Below are 19631 nucleotides of genomic sequence, written 5' to 3'. Positions count from 1 at the left end.
CTCCTTTATTGATTAGTTATTATAATGAAGAAAAGTACAGTTGAAAGAAGAAGACTTCCTATAGCAATCCATCTTGTTATATTCAGTTCATTTTTAAGTTGGTCGTAGTTTGATTGCATTTTCGAAATCTCGTTATTTGTTTTTTGCTGATAATCATTTAAAGTCTCTAATTTAGAACCTATTTCATTTATTTTTTCTTGCTCTACTTTGGACTTTGAAATTTCGTTCATAATTTTCATTTGCTCTACATTTAACGTATTAACATAGTCTTCAATTTTATTAAATCTCTGTTCTATCTGGTCAAATCTGTTTGTTAAAAGTTGGATATTATTAAAAGCATTCTCCACAGTAATAGCATCCACCGCATCCAATTTTTTTAGAAATTCATCACCTTTATTTATTATTTCTTCGACTTTTTTCAATCTTTGATCTAACGATGAATTAATAGAAAGCATTAGTTTTTCAAGAGAGTCTATTCTGTTATTGGTATTTTTCGTATTAACATTAATGTTTTCTATACTATTTTTAATAGTTTGAATCTCATTCGAGTAATTAACTAAAATATTGTCTACAATTTCAAGTTTATTATTTATTTTTGATACATTATTAGTTAAACTGGATATATTACTAGTTAGACTATCTATTTTTTCGGTATTTTTTTGGATTAATTTATTCAAATTCTCAATACTAGACTCATTTACTGATATTTGCTGCTTTATAGTTGAGAGTTGTTTTTCATTATTTGATAGCTGAGTTTTTAAATCATTCACACTTTTCTGCAAGCTTGTTAACGTTTCTTGGTAAGATGATGGTATTGAAGGAGTTGAAACTGGAGCGGAAATCTTTTTTTCTAAAGAATCTATCTTTTTTGCCATTTCATTTATATTTACCTGAAGGTTCTTAACCGTATCTTGAAGATTATTTTGACTACTTTGAATCGATTGAATTTGTTTCTCAACACCGGAAATCCTGCTGTCCAAACCTGAGATTTTACTATCCAATTTTTTTAAATCACTTGATGTTACGACATCACCTAAACTTGTTTGTAATCTTGATAAGTTATTAAGGTTGTAATAATCAATAAGGTTGTAAAGATACCTTGCAAGATCCAACTTAGTAATAAGAAGCGAGGGCTTAAAGTTTCCATTTGAATCAACGTCTAATATTTTCATGTCAACTAATGCATTTACTGCTTTGTAATCGGAAGCAGATGGCGAAAGGTCTTTTATTGTAGCAGCAAAAACCGAAGTAATTGAAAAGAAAAACACAAAAATAACTTTTATTAACAACAAACACGATCGCTTTTTCACCTTACCACCGCCCTTTATAAATTCATAATATCACTTATTCACCAAATTTTATCTCATTCAAGCGAGAAGACCTAACTTCATAATTGACTTCTGATAATGTAATTCCCCCATTTTTAAAAACAACGTTATGAATCCCTTCCTCTGCATTAAAAAGATAAATTGGAGTTTTTCCTATGTACTTTCCATCCCAATAAACATCTATTCTTTCTTTGGAATAAATATTGACAAGGCAATTTGTTTTATTATCAAAGATGGTAAAATTCTTTATCTCATATTCACCTATTTTTTCATTATTAAAAAAGGATAAGACCCTTTGACCGCTTTGCACATGTACTATAGCTGGGCCATTATAAATTGTATTAGCAACAAAAATAGAATGGTTACGCCCAATAAGAATAGGAATAGTTTTTGGAATATCTTCAAAGGTCCCATCACTAAACCCTAGCCACACAATATTCCCTTTTTCGTCTTTTATTGTAGTAAATATCGGACTTTTTGGAACACTTTCACGAGCAAATCCATCAAATTCGACAGTGTAACCTTTCTTTCTAAATTTAACAGTGACCTCCTCCAATGGTTTTAATGCAAAATAAAGCGTTTTATTTCTATCTAAATCAATTGTTGTTTTATATTCTTCATATCCCTGAGAAAAAATTTTTATGTTATAGACACCTTCTGGAAAACTAATATTAAATGGTGCTTTATAAACTTGATCCTTTATTTGAACGTAAGCATCGTTGGGTTTTCCAGATACAGAAAGTAGGAATTTCTCATGAGTATCAATTTTAATTGTATATTCATCTTGACTCGGGATTTCAATTTCTACATTATTTCTTACAAAGTTATTTGGAAGAATTAATTTGTGTTTCCCAGGTATAACTTCTAATGTTAATGGGAGAGATATTGGCAAATTATCAAAAAATGCATTTTCTATCTTTTTATCAGATTCAATACGCAATGTTGTGGTTTTTTTTAGAGAAATATCTATAAATTTTTCCTCGTACGGAAGAATGTTTATCTCAATTGTTTTTGTGGTATAACCCGGCGCGCTAACATCTATAACATGTTTTCCTGGAGAAATAACAATTTTGTTGTCTAAAGTTTTTTGTAAAAATCCATCAATTGATATTACTGCATCTTTTGGATTAACATTAAGTTGAAGATAAGACGGCAAAGTTAGAGTTGCCGTTATTGTCCCATCTTCAGTTAAATATTTTTCAAAAGATATATAACCAGGCTTGATGACTTTCAAATAGCCTGGAAATGTGGCGTCAAATGTAATACTTGCGTTTTTTATGGTACCTATTAATTTATCGTTATAGTAAACTATACTTCCGTTTTCACCAATAACAGTCAAAGCAAGAAGTAGCAAAGGGTATAAAAATGTTCCAGAAATTAAAAAGAACAAAAAAACCTTTTTGATTACCTTCATTAAATCACCTTTTTTACCTTACTATTTGTAATCATCTGTTAATTGTTCATATTTTTTACTAGCTTATCTAACAATGAGTATAATTTTTCAACATCGTTTTCGGGTAATTGCATAGTAACGCTTCTTACATAATCTATTCTGTAATTTATGACCGCTTTTATAACCTCTTCTCCAAGTGGTGTTATTTCAACAAAAGAGACTCTTTTATCTTCTTTTTTCTGCCTTCTTTTCAAAAATCCATCCCTCTCAAGTCTCATTACTAAACCTGTTGTTGTACTTTTTGCAATACCTAACATTTGACTTAATTTTGTCATTGTTTGTGGGCCATTGAAATAAATTTTTTGTAGCAAATCAAATTGAGCTGGTGTTATAGAGTAATTTTTCAAAGCTTCTCGACCATGAACTCTTATTTTAAAACATATTTCTCTAAGTAACTTTTCAAGTTGAACAATCATTTCGTCGTTCATTTTTTCACCTCATCACTTCTAAACAAGAAAAATTGAAGAAATTAAAGTTGTTCCATTAACACTTTAAATGCCAAATAAGTTTCGTATAAGTCGGCTTTCGAAACAAGTTCAAATGGAGCATGCATGCTCATTAATCCAGGTCCCATGTCTATTGTATCAAAACCCTCCTGAGCTAAAAACTTTGCAACAGTGCCTCCACCACCAACATCAACTTTTCCGAGTAAACTACTCTGCCAAGAAATGCCATTTTTGTTGAGAACGCCCCGTACTTTCGCAACCAACTCTGCATGTGCTTCGCTAGCCCCACCTTTACCTCCACGACCTGTGTATTTAACAATCGCAACTCCGTAGCCCGGCTTTGCAACATTCAATTTATCGTGAACATCTGGATATGAAGGGTCATAAAGCGTTGTAACATCCGCTGAAATAACATAAGATTTATTGATGATTTCATCAAATGCACTCTCTGCATCTGAAAAACCTTTTATTTTTAATAACTTTCTTACAAACGATTTGTAAAATCTTGCTTGAGCTCCAGCATCACCCTCACTACCTATCTCTTCTCTGTCAAATAATATAACTCCAGCTGCTTTTTGGTCTTTAGAAACTTCTGAATTTACAAACGCCATGATTGCCTGATAGGCGCATATCCTATCGTCGTGACCGTAAGCCCCTATCATACCTGCATCAATTCCGACATCTCTTGGTTTCAACGCAGGAACGAGTTCTAAATCTGCACTTATAAAATCTTCTTCATCTATGTTGTATTTCTCCTTTAACAACTTTAAAACATTTTTCTTAACCGCTTCATTTTCTTCACCTATAAGAGGTATAGAACCTAAAATGACATTCATTTTATCAGCTTTAAAGTGTTCACTTACCTTTTTGTCTTCTTTATCAAGGTGTGGCAATAAATCTGGAAGAACAAAAACCGGATCTTTCTCATCGCAGCCGATACAAACATTTATCTTTTCACCATTTTCTTTAACAACAACTCCAACCAATGCTAACGGTAAACTAAGCCATTGGTATTTCTTAACTCCACCGTAATAATGAGTCTTGCCAAGTGCTATTCCACTATCTTCGTATAAAGGATAAGGTCTTAAATCTATCCTTGGAGCATCAACATGTGCTGCTACAAAATTTATACCTTTTGTAATATCTCCTTTAATGGCAACCAATGACTTTCCACGGTTTACGAAAAAGACTCCATCTTCGTTACCCGTATAATTATCTATGCTTACAAACCCGGCCTTTATTAATAATTTTTCAAAATATTCAATTGCAAGTCTTTCGGTTTTCGCATAGTCTATAAACGTTTTATAACTTTCGGAAAAAACCTCAATTTCTTCACGTGTTCTCTTTTTCCATACCAATCCTTTGTCAATACCCATGATTTACACCTCCGTATTTAAAATTTATATTATTTCCATATTTCAATTTCTGTCTCAAGTTCAACATTGTATTTTTCTCTAACTTTGTCTTTTACGTATTCTATTAATTTCAAAACATCTTCTGCCTTCGCACCACCTTTGTTAATTATAAATCCAGCATGTTTTTCGGAAATCTGTGCTCCGCCAATTGAAAAACCTTTTAGACCAAGAGATTCAATAGCTGTCCCAACATAAAAATCCGGTCTCGGTCTTTTAAAAACACTACCAGCACTTGGAAATTCTAAAGGTTGCTTTTCATAACGTTTTTTCATCGTTTCAAGCATTAAATTATATATTTCATTCTTATTCCCCTTTTTCAACTTAAATGTAGCTTGGAGAATTATTAGATTTTTTTCAGATTTAAATATACTAGTTCTGTATCCAAACCCTATTTCATTTTTACCCAGTTTTATAATATCTTTACCATCAAAAGCAACAACTTCAACAATGTTTTCAGCAGTTTCCCAACCATAACAGCCAGCGTTCATATAAACAGCTCCACCAACACTACCGGGTAAACCAAAAGCGTTTTCAAAACCAGAAAGCTCGTTTTCAAGCGCAACAAGGCACAATTTTTTGAATGACAGGCCAGCTCCTACTTGTATTTTTTCGTTGTCAACGAAAACATCATCCATTCGCTCCGTGGAAACAACAACATATGGCAAAGGTTCATCAACAGGAAGGATGTTTGTTCCACGACCTATAATCCGAAATTCTATACCCTCCTTATTTAGTAGATTTATTGTTTCTATAAAACCATTAGTTGAATTTGGAATTGCAAATAGTGGGACTTTACCTCCTAACTTAAAATTAACATGATCCGCGAGTTCTTCATTCAAAAATAAATCACAACCATAATTCCAAAGAGTCTCAAGAATTTTTCTTGTGATATTAGTTGAAATATTAAGCATGTAATCCACCTGTCATTCCCTCCGAATATACAACAATCTTATCTTTTCCTGTATTCTTAGCATGGTATAAGGCAGTATCAGCAAGTCTTATAAGATCTTCTGGGGCTTTTATTATAATATTTTCAGTGTCTTGTGGATAACTTACAACTCCAAAACTAAGAGTTAACTTAAATGGGAATTCTTGAACATCCTTTATTAGTCTTCTTAATCTTTCTAATATTAAAACAACCTCTTCAGAATCTGTTGATGGAAATGCCATTATGAATTCTTCTCCTCCGAATCTTCCAACAATATCTGTTGTTCTAACATTATCTCTCAAAATTTTTGCTATAGTTTTAAGCACCTTGTCACCTGTAAGGTGTCCATAAGTATCATTAATCTTCTTAAAATTATCTATGTCACACATGACTATAGCAAGACTATCTTTTTGATTAACTGCGTTTTCAAAATATTGAGATAAAAGTTCAGCAAAATAATACCTTGTAAACAGCTTTGTAAGTGGATCAACGTAACTTCTCATACGGGTTAAAAAACTTTTGAAAACAGCAACAAAACCGTATTCTATGATTTCTATTTTAGAAATAAGTTTTTGCTTTAACTCTTCACTGAAAGAAACATCTGGGTTAGACGCATAAATTTCATAATGTGATTTAGGATCAAAGTTATCCAAAAGATAAATTTCTAACGGTGAAACACTTATATAATCCATATCATATTTTTTGAAATCCCCAATACCACTTTCAAATGTTTTATCTAAAACGCTATCGTATATTTTGAAATAAACATTTTTAACTGGAAAAACAGATAAAACTTTTGAAACAAAGTAATCCATTAAAACTTGCGGATCGGTTTTTGGATCAACAACTTTTAAGCTCGTTAAGACATCGAGTAAAAGAGATCTTGTATCTTCAATTTCCTTTAATGATTCTGTAGAAGTTGATATATCATACATTTTAGACAAAGAATCTGCAGCTTTAATCAATCCTATATCCTTGTAAATTGTTATAGCTTTCGAATAGTAAACATTCGCCTTATAAATTTTCCCAATTCCCTTATAATAATGACCATATCCTTCATAAACCAACGCAAGCGAGAGTAAACTTCCATCTAATGTAAATCTATTTTCCAAATACTCAAGTTCTTTTCTGAAAAGTTCAGGGGTTAATTTAACAAGTTTATCGCCGAAAACAGCGCACATTTCTTCCCTAAAAACCTTTCCTCCTCTATTTATGTACTTTTCCCACATAATTCCAAACTCATTACTTTCAAATTTTTTTATAATCTCTAAAACATTTAGGTTTTCTTCATCTAATTTAGAAATCTCTATTTCTGAAATTAATTTCTTCACTGATTCAAAATTTCTAACTAAAACATTTAAAAAAATTTTCTCTGCATCGTAAGTTTCATTCGTTAATTTTTCAATTTCTGTAATGTGCTCGAGAGCTTCCTCAATTTCAAAATTGTAAGCATGATAATAAGCTTCTAATGAATTGGCATAAACAATTTCATGTGTCAATCCAAGTAGCTCTATTCTTGGTTTTATACTTGAAATCCCATTTATAAAATCGTTAATTTTTCCAGCATACAATTGATGATACAAAATGTTTAATTGTGCCAGATAGCCTTTTGCAGGAAGTCCTATATTGTTTGCAATGTCAACGGACCTTTTCAGATAAGCCATCGAAATGTGCATGTTCGAACTTTCAATAGCCATATTATTGTATATACTTGGCAACTTGTGAGCAAAATTATAATCCAAAGCTATTGTTTCGGCTTTCTTAAGATATTGCAAAGCCTTTTGAGGATTACCAGATAAAACGCGCGCAGTGAAAAAATAAACATCAACAAGAATATCAGCGTGAATAGGATTATTTTCTTTTAATTCAGAAACTATAGCTGTGGCTTTTTGAAAATAATCGCTTCTTTTCTTTGTGATTTCGTACTCTGCACGTAGAAAGAGCAATTTCTTTCTTAACTCACCAATTTTGCCGTATGCGTTTGGAAATCTCTTCAAAATTTCATACGTCATTTTTTCATCATACGAAAAGAAAAATTTCTTTGCTAAATGATATGAATAAAGCCTTGTTTCCGGAATATTTAAGCTTTTAAGCTCTTCCATCTCTTCTGTTCTTGTAAGAAGTTCTACTTCGAATTTTATGAGCGCGTAAGAAATTCTATTTCCAATAATTTCCTTTACCTTACGAATAACAGACTTAACAAGAGAAGGAGAAGCGTAATAGTTAAGAAGTTCTCTGATATACTTCAGATAAACGGTAGCAGCACTTACCTTATTCCCAACCATTTCAAGATGCCAAGCTTTTTTGAATATATCATTAGATTTTTCAGCGAAAAATTTATGGAATTCAATTCTTTTTTGTAAAGGTATACTGTTATAAAGTAATTCCCAATATTGCCTTAACGTAAAACGGTATTTATCATACTCTTTGTAAATAATCCCTTCAGACACAAACTTAGAAATATCTATTTCTTTACCTATTTTATCACTAAGCATTTTTATCTCATCTTTTGTGAACTTTTGCCCAAGAATAGCAATATATCTTTCTTCATTGCTAAGACTTTCTATTTTTTTCTCAAAAACATCTTTCATCTCTATCTCTGCTAATTTATCTAAATCGTACATCAATTCATTGCCTTTAAAGTAAAGAACATCATTTTCATAAAGGTATCTCAAATACTCTACTACTACGCCAGGCAAACCATTCGATACTATTGTTAACCAATTGGAAAGAATGTTAATTTCATGCACTGTGTTAAAAGAAACTTCAAGCAAATTCTTTACCTGCTCGACTGTGAAAGGACTAATGTATATTCTTTTTTCAAATTCCTCAAAATCTTCGACACTGAATGCTATTATCTTTATCTTTTTACTCTTACTCAAATCTGAAATTTTCTTGAGAAAAGATTTCAGAGTTTCGTGAACTTCATGGTAATCATCGACAAATATAACAACCTTATTTAAATTCTCAAGGGCTTGTACAACTGCTATAGAAATAGTATCTATTTTACACGTTTTTTCAATACATTTCGACAATTCGTTAAGTAGTTCACTTGGTATGATATCTGACACGAGTTGTAATGTTTGAGCAATTATATCTGAGCCGCTCATCGCATGTAAGAAAGGAATACCTTTCTCTCTTAATGTATTCTCAATATTTTCAATAATAGTAGTTTTACCTATTCTTTGGCTACCTACAACTCCCAAAAAATTCCCATCAGCACTTTCATCTTCAATAAACTTTAATATTTCACTTTCCTCATCTCGAACTATCCTCTTTAACGCAAGTGTTCTTTTCTTTCTTGAAATAGTAAAGTATGGTATATCCTCTTTTATCTTTCTTAGTGATGGCTCTTCTTTGGTCATCTCAAAAGATAGTTCTTTAATTGTTTCATCTTCTGTTACAGTTTCTATTACCTTTCCAAAAACGTAAATTGTTGAGCTATCTATTACCAAAGAATTTTGAATAACCTCAGGAGCGATAAAATACTGAATTTCTTTCTCCTGAACATTTAAGTCAATTAATTTTTTATAATCTTGTACAAAAGGTAAAAACAGCAATATATCAGTTCCCACTTTGACTATATCCATAAAACCGAGAACAGGGACGTACAATTTTGGAATATGGAGAATGTTTCTAACAACGTTTAATAAAAACAAAGATACAAGCTTTTTCATCTCTTCGTCGAATTTGCTATAGTATTTGATATTATCAATATCGTAAATTAATATAGTTGATTTCTCAAAAACAAAACTTTCAGGGACGATTATTCCCTGAATGTTTTTAGCTAACTCTGATTTTAAAACTGCTTCTTCGGGTCTAGTAATAAGTCCTTCTTTTACAAACTTGGCAAGCTTTCTTTTTCCATCTTGTTCAACTATATAATCTTTACTCCAATATGTTTCAACTAAAAATTCCAAAACTTCAAAATTCAGCATCTATATTCACCCCAAACAACTCTGTTTTTTCCCGCTTCTTTAGCTTTGTATAATCTCTGATCAGCTAAACCAAGCAATTCAGTAACATTTTCTTTTTCATTAACGTCTGCCATACCTATACTGATTGTTACTCTGAAACCAAATATTTTTAAAGATTCTTTCTCTATATTTTCTCTTATAGTATCACATAATTTTGCTGCTTCATATTTTGATTTATATACTATCCCAACAAACTCTTCTCCACCATAACGTGCTACTAATCCTTCATCGCGTACATGTTCTTTCAAAATTTTAGCTATATTTTTTAATACGCTATCCCCAACCATATGACCATAAGTATCGTTGATTTTTTTGAAATTATCGATATCGGCAATAAAAATTGAAAATTCTTTTGATTTTGTATCGAAAAGTTCGTTGATAAATTGGTTAAATTTCCACCTGTTATACAAACCAGTCAGACTGTCTATGTTTGCCCTTTCTCTTAAAATTACGCCTCTTAATTGCCCGCTAAATAACTCTTGTAATAACGTCAGCCTCTTCTCAAGTTCGTAAGAATCATTTGATTTGTAATTTTCACTATATATGTAAATCAAATAACTTGATTTATCGTCTATGTTTTCTTTGATTAAAACTTCCAATGGCGATAGTTGAAATACCTCTTCTTTTGGAATTTCTGTGATATACGGAATATTCGATATATTATAACTAATTCCAATTAGTTCATCATTGACATTCAAAAATAATTTTTCTGCGCTAAATAGCCTATGAATTTCCGCTGCAAAAAGATTAACAAATTGCTCTATAGTAATTTTCATGTCTATTCTCTTAAAGATATGCAATAATTCAAGGAACTTATCCGTGTTTTCACTTATACATTCATTTAAGATAGGATGATCAATTTTTATATCATTTGCAAGTGTACAAATTTCAGAATTTAATTGCGCTAAACGAACATGATTCCCGATTGTTTTTAGATACTTATGTTTCGCAAGTAATACGTAAAAAAGCGACAGTTTAACACCGGTGGTTGTATACTCATTTTCCCACTTACTAATTTCTTTTAAAAATCCGTCTAAATCAACTTTTGCAATTTTTTCAGCGAAGATATACAGTATCTCCTCCCTTAAAAGTTCGTAAGATGAGTTCTTATATTCAATCCATATTTCTTTTAATTCATCATCATTCTCAGCTAAAACCATCTTCACTAAATACTCGAAGGCTCTTGTTTTTATAGCTGGATCATCTTTATTCTCAACTATAATTCTTCTTGCATTATCGTAATTACCGCAGATAAGCTCATTTAGAATGATTGCTCTAAGCGAGGATTTTTGCAATCCAAAATTAGATTCTATCTCTAAAGATTTGTTGAGAATCTCTTTTGCTTCCTTGTATTTTTGTTCGTACATAGGTAAAAATGATATTATTCTATAATAAAAAGCTAAATCTGATGGATTATTTATAATTAACTTATATTTCCCAAACTCATCTATTTTATCTCGCATTTCTTCAATGTATCCAAAATAAAGTAATGCTCTTAAAAGGTTTACCATCGGAATAAATTTTCTCTTTACATAACCTATCTCATCTGAAATTTGAATTGCCCTTCTAAAATTATCAATAGAAAGAGCAGTTGCATCATTTAATATACCAAAAGCATTGTATGCTTGTATCAAAAGATATTTTTTGTTATAGTGAGTCGCGATTTTTGTCATTTGTTCTAAATAAATCTTTGCTTCTTTTCCGTTTTTATATAACATTGAATTAGCTATCAGCAATAAATATTCTGCTTTCAAAGTCGCCCACTTTTCGTTTTTTTCCTTAATATTATTAACAATATTTTTTACTTCTTCGGTATTCTCCAACTTATCGTAGACTCTGTAATACGAGTAATTGTAAATTAAGTAAGCTGAAAGCAATTTAAAATCTTCAAAATCATATTCAGATTTTACTTGTGGTTTTTCAAAAAACTTTGTAAAATCTTCTATAACTTCCCTTTCTTTATTGTTGATGTATTTTTCCAATAATTTGAGATGCAGAAATTTTTTGCTTTCTGGCAAGGGAACTTCAAAAGGTAAATCTTCAAAAGATTGATATTGAAACTTCAATTTGAGTGAATGAAAAGCATAAGAGTCAAGGTGATTACATTTCTTTAGAAGATAATAAATCCTAGAAAAGATATCTTTCATTCGCTCAGTTGAAAATACGTATGTATCCAAATTTTTCTTTATGAATCTCAAATAAATTACTGCAGCTGATATATCTTTACCAGCGGACGTGTAATGGAATCCGCTTTTTAAAATATCCCTGTATGGATTATCCAAATTCAAATACACCTTTGCAAGTTTAGAATGTATAGCAACCTTTTCTCCTAAATCTATCGACTCATACAGTTGCTTCCAATATTCGTTAGAAAATCTATAATTAACATCATCTAATTCTATAATACCTTTTTTCAAACCATATTCGATTTCTTTTTCAAGCCTATTTTTCAAAGATTTTTCAAGATTTCTCACATCATTTCTTGAAAAGTTCTCACCAAGTAATGCAAGATACTTCAAATTCTTTGGACAAAGTTCGTCAAAAGCATGTGGCTTATCTTCGACTTTAAATTTAATTGATTTAGGGATTTCAAACGTGAAATTGGCAAACTTTGATTCTTTAGAAAAGACGTATACTTTACTAGACAAATTACTTTCGCTTAAGTAGCTAATAAAACTACGAACAAAATAATCAGAATTATCTAAATCCTCTATGAATACAAAAATGTTGTCAAATGAATTAAACGTTGAAATTATAACTGGAATTATAGAATTAAACTTTACATTATCATAAAGAGCTCTTAGAAACAGGTTATATTCAGAAGCGGGAACGTATCCTTTGTATTTAGCCATTAACTGCCTTGGAACATTCGTAAAGTCGTTCTTAACAAATATCATTGCCGAATTTTCTAAACTAGATACTTTTTTATTTATACTGAGCAATACAGCATTTAATTCTATCCAACGTGCTGATTTCAATCTTATTATATTGAATTTTTCCTTTGAATTCTTTATTTTTTCAAACATTTCTTTAGAGAACTCTTCTATCTCTTCATTGTCAAATAATCCAAATTCTTTTAACCATCCATCGTAAAACTTTCTGTCTTCAGGTATTTCTTTCACCAATTCTTGAGTAATAAAATTATATTTCTTTTTATGATCGAAATATTCTATAATCTTACCACAGACGTAAAGTGTGGATTGAAAGTTTGTGGTACCTTTTTCTAAAAATTCTGGAGCTACAAATAAACTCCTTCCTGATTTATCAAGTACCTTATATATAAAATCCCATGAGTAGACAGTAGGTGGTAAAAAGAATATTTGGCCTGCATATACAAAGATATCATCTAACGAATAATAACCTAAAGAAGGAAATACACCACTTTTAACACCGTAAATATAAAACATCAAAGAATAAATCAAATCTCTCAAGGATTGATCATCTATTTTGTCCTCGTAATTTAGCACGGGTTTCTCATCCGAGTAAGCGAATTTGACAATGTAATATTCATCATGTTTTTCTGCTGTTATTGGCAAAAACATACGGTTAAAAATTGAGAATGAATTAAGAGTTATAATGAATTTATCGAAGTTATCAATAAAATTTCTTGGAATAAACCTTAAAAGGTAAATTCCATCTTCGTTCGAAAGATATTCATAACCGTTGTAAACTTCCCTTATAAACTTGTATTTGGAATTTACAGTGCTAGTCGTTTTAATCCCCCCAAGGTGGGTAAATTCACTTGATAAGTAGTCTACTCTCTCTTTGACTAACGAACATATTTTTTGCTTCTCTAATTACTTCTTCAACAATAACATTAAGATTTCCTTTTAAAGTACAACCTGCGGCCCTTGGATGCCCACCACCACCAAGAAAAACAGCAAGACGACTGCAATCAAACCAATCACGTGAACGAAAACTCACGTGAACTTCACCTTTCTCATATTCTGATAGAAATATCGCCAATTCAATTCCCCTTATTGAGCGTAATTCTCCAACGAAACCTCCGCTATCATCTTCATTACAGTTATTTCTTTCATAATCTTCTTTTGAAAGGTAAGAATAAACTATTTGACCATCCAACTCCATCTTCATATTTTCAATCATTGTTGAAAGTAATTTAAATTGTTCAACTCTTTTATTTTCAAATAATCTTGAAACAAGGTACATTTTTCCGCCCAAAGAGACAAGTTTTGTAGCATCGGAGAAAACTATTTCATCGGCATTTGAATATCTAAAAAATCCTGTGTCAGTAGCTATACCCATTAGGTTAAGCGTTGCTAATCTTTCATCATACTCCACACCAAGTTCCGTGTTGATTCTTAAAACCATCTGCGCTGTTGAACCATATTTTGTGTCAACCCAATTGTACGTTCCAAAGAGTGTGTTTGTTCCGTGGTGGTCAACGACAAGAACTGTCCGATTATCAAAAAATTCCTGAAACCTCCCAACTCTATCTGGACTTGAAGCATCTAAAATTAAAACAATATCTGGATTAAAATTTGCTTCCATTATTTTTTCGTAAGATAGTATTTCGTTTACTTCTTCAAATTCTTGAAAATACCATGGTATTCTCCAATCAATTCCAGCAAGCACTTCTTTTCCAATTTTTCTCAATCCCAAAGTAGCGCTTAAAACAGAACTTACATCATCACCATCGGGCATTATGTGACCCACAACAAGTATTTTTTTAGCTTTATTCAATTCCGCGACTATATTTAGAAAATCTCTATTCATTCTAATACCTCCAAAGCTTTTTTAACAATCTCCGTAAATTTCTCTTTTACCAAATTTGCAACCTCCACAACTTCTTCATGTGAAAGTGGCTGGTCCAATATTCCAGCTGCCATGTTTGTTGCGCAAGACAAAACGAGAGCCTTAATACCCACATGCGCACAAACTATTAACTCTGGTACAGTTGACATACCGACCAAATCTGCACCCATTTTCCTAACTGCCCTTATCTCAGCTGGTGTTTCATATGTAGGACCTGTCAAACTTATGTAAACCCCTTCTTTCATTTCTGGATAAATTTGTTTTAGTTTACCCATCCAATCTTTATCAAAAACTCCTAACATATCAGGGAACCTTGGACCTAAATCATTATCATTTGGTCCTCTCAACGGATTTCTGAAGGTAAAATTAATTACATCTTTTACGAGAACAATATCACCAGGCTTGTATGTTGTGTTAACCGCACCAGCAGCATTTGTTATCAATATTTTTTCGATACCTAGCATTTTTAGAGTGTGTATCACTATTTTTATATCCGAAGGATTCCAACCTTCGTATATATGAAATCTACCACTAAGAACGACTACTTCCTTTCCAAACAATTCACCAAAAACAAGCTTCCCTTCATGACCTGGAGCAGTTGAGTAAGGAAAGTTCGGAATATCTTTGTAATTCAATTCTTGCTTAAATTCTACTTTCTCTGTTAGAAAACCTAACCCTGAACCAAGAATTAAAGCTATTTTCGGTTTAGTTTTGATTTTACTTTCTATAAATTCACAAGCTTCCTTTACTCTCTTATCCACAAAAATCCCTCCATGATAATGAATTACAAAAAATTAAAATAAAGCCATTCAAATTAGTTAACTCTTCTTGTTTTATTCGATAATTTTAAATCATTTACAAAAAATATTAGATAGTGTAAAATCTTTCTTGGAAAACTTCCTTATGGTATAGTATAGTTAGAATAACTAACTTAATTTGCTTTTATGTAATTATACCATAAAACATTACCATAAACAAATACCGATTTAAAATAAAATCTTTCAATTGGGGGGAGCTTAATGAGTATTTTTTTTCCGCGGGTAGTGATTAACATTGATAGCATTGCTTATAATACTCAAAAAATAGCCGAAATATGTCATAGTAACGATATAGAGCTCGTAGGTGTTACGAAATTAGCACTTGCAAATCCTGAAATAGCTAGAGTAATGCGAAAAAACGGCGTAGATAAATTAGGTGATTCAAGACTTAAGAATATAATTAAACTTTACGAAAATAATGTCCCCGGACCATATCAACTTTTGAGAATACCTATGATTTCTGAATTACCTTTGGCAGTAAAATACGCTGATGAAATTCTCGTATCTATGCCAGAAACAGCTTACGAAATCGATAAAATTGTTGGCGAACTCCAAAAGAATGTTCAAATTATTTACATGATAGACGTTGGCGATTTACGTGAAGGTGTTTGGTACGAACATGCAATTTCTGAGATTTACGAAGTTAGCAAACAACTAAAATTTGCAAGATTGGTAGGCATAGGCACAAATGTAGGTTGCTACGGTGGAGTACTACCAACAAAAGAAAATATGAATATGCTTCTTTCCATAAAAAATGAACTTGAAAAATTACTTGGTTACGAATTGAAAGTAAGCGGTGGAAGTACTGTCACGCTAAAAATGCTCGAAGAAGGTTCTTTACCAAAAGGTATAAATCAATTTAGAGTAGGCGAAGGAATAATTCTTGGAACTGATGCAACGGGTGATAGAGATATACCGTACTTAAAACAAGATACTGTTATATTAGAGGCTGAAGTCGTTGAGGTTGATTATAAGCCTTCTGTTCCTGTTGGAGAATTGGGTAAGGACGCTTTTGGCAGAACTCCTCACTTTGAAGATAAAGGATACAGAAAGAGAATTATATTAGCCGTTGGTGAGCAAGACGTTAAACCAGATGGGTTGATACCGTTTGATAAAAATATAAAAGTTTTACATGCTTCAAGCGACCATTTGATAATAGACGTGACCGATTGTGATAGAGAGTTTCATGTAGGAGATATTCTAAAATTCAGAATGAGTTATGGATGCGCACTTAGAGCGTTTACTAGTCCCTACGTTGAAAAATTATTCGTTGTTTAAATTTTTCACGTGTCTTTTCATCTTTTATAACGAAGATTTTCTCACCAGTGAATGGATCTTTTTGAGTATAGTACATCGTTGTACTCAACGTTCCGGGAGTAGGTGTAAATATCTGCACTTGCTGTGGAATATACCCAAGATGTTTTTTTACAAATTCCATTAAATACAAATTTTCTTTTTCACCTTCTCCTGGGTGACCAACTATAAAATAACCTATAACGTATTTTTCTTGGCCTTTCCTTCTTGAGGCCTCTTCAAATCTCTTTTTGAATTCCAGAAAAAGCTCAATTGAAGGCTTATGCATCAGTTTTAAAACGTTCGGATGTGCGTGTTCAGGTGCAAGTTTCAACTGTCCTGAAGTATAATCCACAAGATTTTCTATTATATACTGTGCATCTGTAGAATAAAGAATTAAATCATGCCTAATTCCAGAACCTACAAAGACATGATTTACTTTTGGAAGGCTTTTTATTTTTTGGAGCAAGTTTATAAATTTTATGGCGCTATCTTCTCTCCCAATAGATTTACAAACTTTAGGAAACATACAACTTTTAAGGCATTGTCCGTTTTTCTCCCTTATAGTACATGTATAACCATACATATTTGCTGTTGGTCCGCCAACATCGACTATAGTTCCTCTAAAATCTGGCATTTTCGTAAGAATTTTAACTTCCTCTAATATAGATTCTTCACTTCTAAAAGTCACATGCGTACCTTGATGATGTGTAATTGCACAAAATGAACAGTTTCCAAAACAACCACGTACGGCCGTTATGGAAAACCTAACAGTCTCTATTGCCTTCACTCTTCCCAAATTTTCATAAAATGGATGAACACGTCTCTCGTACGGCAAAAGGTAAAGTTCATCTAATTCCTTCGAGCTTAATGGCATGGAAGGTGGATATTGTATAACATATCGCGTATCTTGCTTTTGAACGATTTTTATTTTTTTCATGGGGTCAGTTAAATGTATTATCTTTTTGTACATTTCATTGTAAGCATCTTTAGATTGCGAAACTTCTTCAAAAGGAGGAATTTCAACTATTTCGAAAGATTCATCTAATTTATCTAATTCACTTTTCCATATTACAGTTCCAAGTATTCCATCTAAATTTTTCCCGGTTTCAATTCGTTTAGCTATCTCAAGTACAGCATGTTCTCCCATTCCATAAACAAGGATATCGGCTTTAGAATCTACAAGTATAGATTTCCTAACTTTATCACTCCACCAATCATAATGCGCAAACCTTCTCAAACTCGCCTCAATACCACCTACAACAATAGGTACATCTTTAAAAGCTTGCTTGATCATATTTACGTATTGTATGACAGCTCTATCTGGTCTTCTATTGTTTATGCCACCTGGTGTATAATCATCTGATTTTCTTTTTTTCTTAGATGCAGTATAATTTGCCACCATAGAATCTACACTTCCAGAAGTCACTCCGAAAAACAAATTAGGCCTTCCAAGCCTTTTTATATCTTCAACACTTACTGGCTGTGCTATTATTCCAACTTTATAACCTTTTGATTCAAGTAATCTCCCAAGTAGTGCAACACCAAAAGACGGGTGATCGATATACGCATCACCCGTCACAAATATGATGTCTAATTTATTCCATTTTCTCCTTTGAACCTCTTCCATTGTAATCGGTAAAAACAGTCCAACCACCTCATGTTATAACCTAAATATAATTAAATATTCTCGTACTTAGTTCTCTCCCATTCAGTCACTGTTGTCGTATATTCCCACCATTCGCGTTCTTTCAAAACTAAGAATTTTTCCCATATGTGTTCTCCAAGAATTTTTCTAACAAGTTCACTTTTTTCAGCTTCTACTAAAGCTTCTTTCAAGTTTGATGGTAACTTGTTGATACCTCTTTTGATTTTTTCACTTTCAGACATACGATATATATTTTCCTCAACGGCAGCAGGAGGTTCTATTTTATTCTCAATTCCATCAAGTCCTGCAGCAAACATTACAGCTAAAGCAAGGTAAGGATTACAAGATGGATCTGGGGCTCTGTACTCAAGTCTTGTTGATTTACCACGAGCTTTTGGAATTCTTATTAACGCTGTTCTGTTACCTTTACTCCATGCAATATTCACGGGTGCTTCATAACCTGGAACGAGCCTTTTATAACTATTTACAGTGGGGTTAGTTATAGCTGTTATCTCTCTTGCATGTGCAATTAATCCTCCGAGGAAATACTTCATTGTTTGAGAGATTCCATCTGGTGCATCCGGGTCATAAAATGCGTTCTTACCGTCCAAAGTAAACAAACTCATATGCACATGCATACCACTGCCATTGACACCAAAAAATGGTTTCGGCATAAACGTCGCATACAAATTGTTTTTAATCGCAAGTGTTTTTATAACCAACTTTACTGTTTGAACATTATCGGCGGCAAAAAGTGGTTCTGCGTATCTAAAATCTACTTCATGTTGAGATGGCGCAACTTCGTGGTGTGTTGTTTCAACGTCAAGTCCCATTTCCTCAAGGTGAACAGACACTTCAGTTCTTATATGTTCCGCGATATCAACAGGTAATAAGTCAAAATAACTTCCTTTATCTAAAAATTCAAATACAGGTCTACCTTTTTCACGTGGTAGGATAAAAAACTCTACCTCGGGTCCAGCATAAGGAATAAAACCCATTGATTTAGCTTTTTCTTCAACAAGCCTCAATCTATACCTTGGATCTCCATCGAATGACGTTTCAGGGTCATTGTAAACATCACATATGATTCTTGCACTTCTGTGTCCATCAAAAGTCCACGGAAGCATTGCAACTGTTCTCAAATCAGGTTTAAGATACATATCAGACTCATGGAGCCTTGCAAAACCCTCAACTGATGAACCATCAAACATTATCCCACTATCCAAAGCAGAATCAAGTTCATCAGACGGTATTTCGACATTCTTCATCGTACCGTTTATATCCGTGAACTGAAGCCTTATAAACTTTACTTGGTTTTCCTCGATAAATTTGAAAACATCTTTTCGCTCCATAAACTTCCCCCCCATATACCAGTTGTTATTTAAGAAATAGTGTTCAATTAGGTAAAACATGCAGTAAAAAGAAAATTAATTTTATTATATAACTTCAATCAATAATAGTCAACTAAAATCAAAAATTTTTATTAAAAACAATAAACTTAAAAATTTTGACTAATATTTTCCTTGACACTACACATAATATGTTATAG

General features: G+C 32.2%; 12 protein-coding genes. 1 reads left to right on the top strand and 11 read right to left on the bottom strand.

Features of this window, described 5'->3' with window-relative positions; translation table 11 throughout:
• Positions 1-5: 5 nt before the first annotated feature.
• From FNOD_RS01400 to FNOD_RS01360, 9 genes are all read right to left on the bottom strand, one after another.
• Complete coding sequence (locus FNOD_RS01400; protein ID WP_011993460.1) at positions 6-1310, bottom strand: S-layer homology domain-containing protein; 1305 nt, start codon at positions 1308-1310, stop codon at positions 6-8.
• A gap of 34 nt (positions 1311-1344) precedes the next feature.
• Positions 1345-2742, bottom strand: a complete 1398-nt coding sequence (locus FNOD_RS01395; protein WP_011993459.1) for a PEGA domain-containing protein — start codon at positions 2740-2742, stop codon at positions 1345-1347.
• A 38-nt stretch (positions 2743-2780) separates the two neighbouring features.
• Positions 2781-3209, bottom strand: coding sequence for a MarR family winged helix-turn-helix transcriptional regulator (locus tag FNOD_RS01390; protein WP_011993458.1), 429 nt, complete (start codon positions 3207-3209; stop codon positions 2781-2783).
• A gap of 41 nt (positions 3210-3250) precedes the next feature.
• Positions 3251-4603, bottom strand: coding sequence for an aminopeptidase (locus FNOD_RS01385; RefSeq protein ID WP_011993457.1), 1353 nt, complete (start codon positions 4601-4603; stop codon positions 3251-3253).
• A 29-nt stretch (positions 4604-4632) separates the two neighbouring features.
• Positions 4633-5553, bottom strand: coding sequence for a UDP-N-acetylmuramate dehydrogenase (gene murB, locus FNOD_RS01380; protein ID WP_041257044.1), 921 nt, complete (start codon positions 5551-5553; stop codon positions 4633-4635).
• Entirely contained in the window at positions 5546-9508 is a 3963-nt protein-coding gene (locus FNOD_RS01375; RefSeq protein ID WP_011993455.1) for a GGDEF domain-containing protein, read from the bottom strand. Before FNOD_RS01375 ends, murB begins: the two co-directional genes overlap by 8 nt.
• Positions 9502-13014 carry a diguanylate cyclase gene (locus FNOD_RS01370; protein ID WP_041256765.1) on the bottom strand — a complete coding sequence of 1171 codons (3513 nt, stop codon included), beginning with the start codon at positions 13012-13014 and terminating at the stop codon, positions 9502-9504. Before FNOD_RS01370 ends, FNOD_RS01375 begins: the two co-directional genes overlap by 7 nt.
• Positions 13015-13285: 271 nt before the next feature.
• Complete coding sequence (locus FNOD_RS01365; RefSeq protein WP_011993453.1) at positions 13286-14284, bottom strand: DHH family phosphoesterase; 999 nt, start codon at positions 14282-14284, stop codon at positions 13286-13288.
• Positions 14281-15084, bottom strand: a complete 804-nt coding sequence (locus FNOD_RS01360; RefSeq protein WP_011993452.1) for a purine-nucleoside phosphorylase — start codon at positions 15082-15084, stop codon at positions 14281-14283. The genes FNOD_RS01365 and FNOD_RS01360 overlap by 4 nt, the downstream gene beginning before the upstream one ends.
• A gap of 258 nt (positions 15085-15342) precedes the next feature.
• On the opposite strand from FNOD_RS01360, the gene FNOD_RS01355 reads away from it, so the two are divergent.
• Entirely contained in the window at positions 15343-16419 is a 1077-nt protein-coding gene (locus FNOD_RS01355; protein ID WP_011993451.1) for an alanine/ornithine racemase family PLP-dependent enzyme, read from the top strand.
• Here the strand turns inward: FNOD_RS01355 and FNOD_RS01350 are convergent.
• Both FNOD_RS01350 and glnA read right to left on the bottom strand, forming a co-directional pair.
• Positions 16385-18082: a YgiQ family radical SAM protein gene (locus FNOD_RS01350; protein WP_041257042.1), complete on the bottom strand. Its 1698-nt coding sequence runs from the start codon at positions 18080-18082 to the stop codon at positions 16385-16387. The genes FNOD_RS01355 and FNOD_RS01350 overlap by 35 nt on opposite strands.
• Positions 18083-18114: 32 nt before the next feature.
• The gene (glnA, locus tag FNOD_RS01345; RefSeq protein WP_011993449.1) at positions 18115-19434 is read right to left on the bottom strand and encodes a type I glutamate--ammonia ligase; all 1320 of its coding nucleotides are present in this window, start codon (positions 19432-19434) and stop codon (positions 18115-18117) included.
• Positions 19435-19631: the final 197 nt, after the last annotated feature.

This window comes from Fervidobacterium nodosum Rt17-B1, assembly GCF_000017545.1.
Classification (GTDB): Bacteria; Thermotogota; Thermotogae; order Thermotogales; family Fervidobacteriaceae; genus Fervidobacterium; species Fervidobacterium nodosum.
Note: the sequence above shows the minus strand (reverse complement) of the source record. Positions and strands in the feature narration are given on the sequence as shown.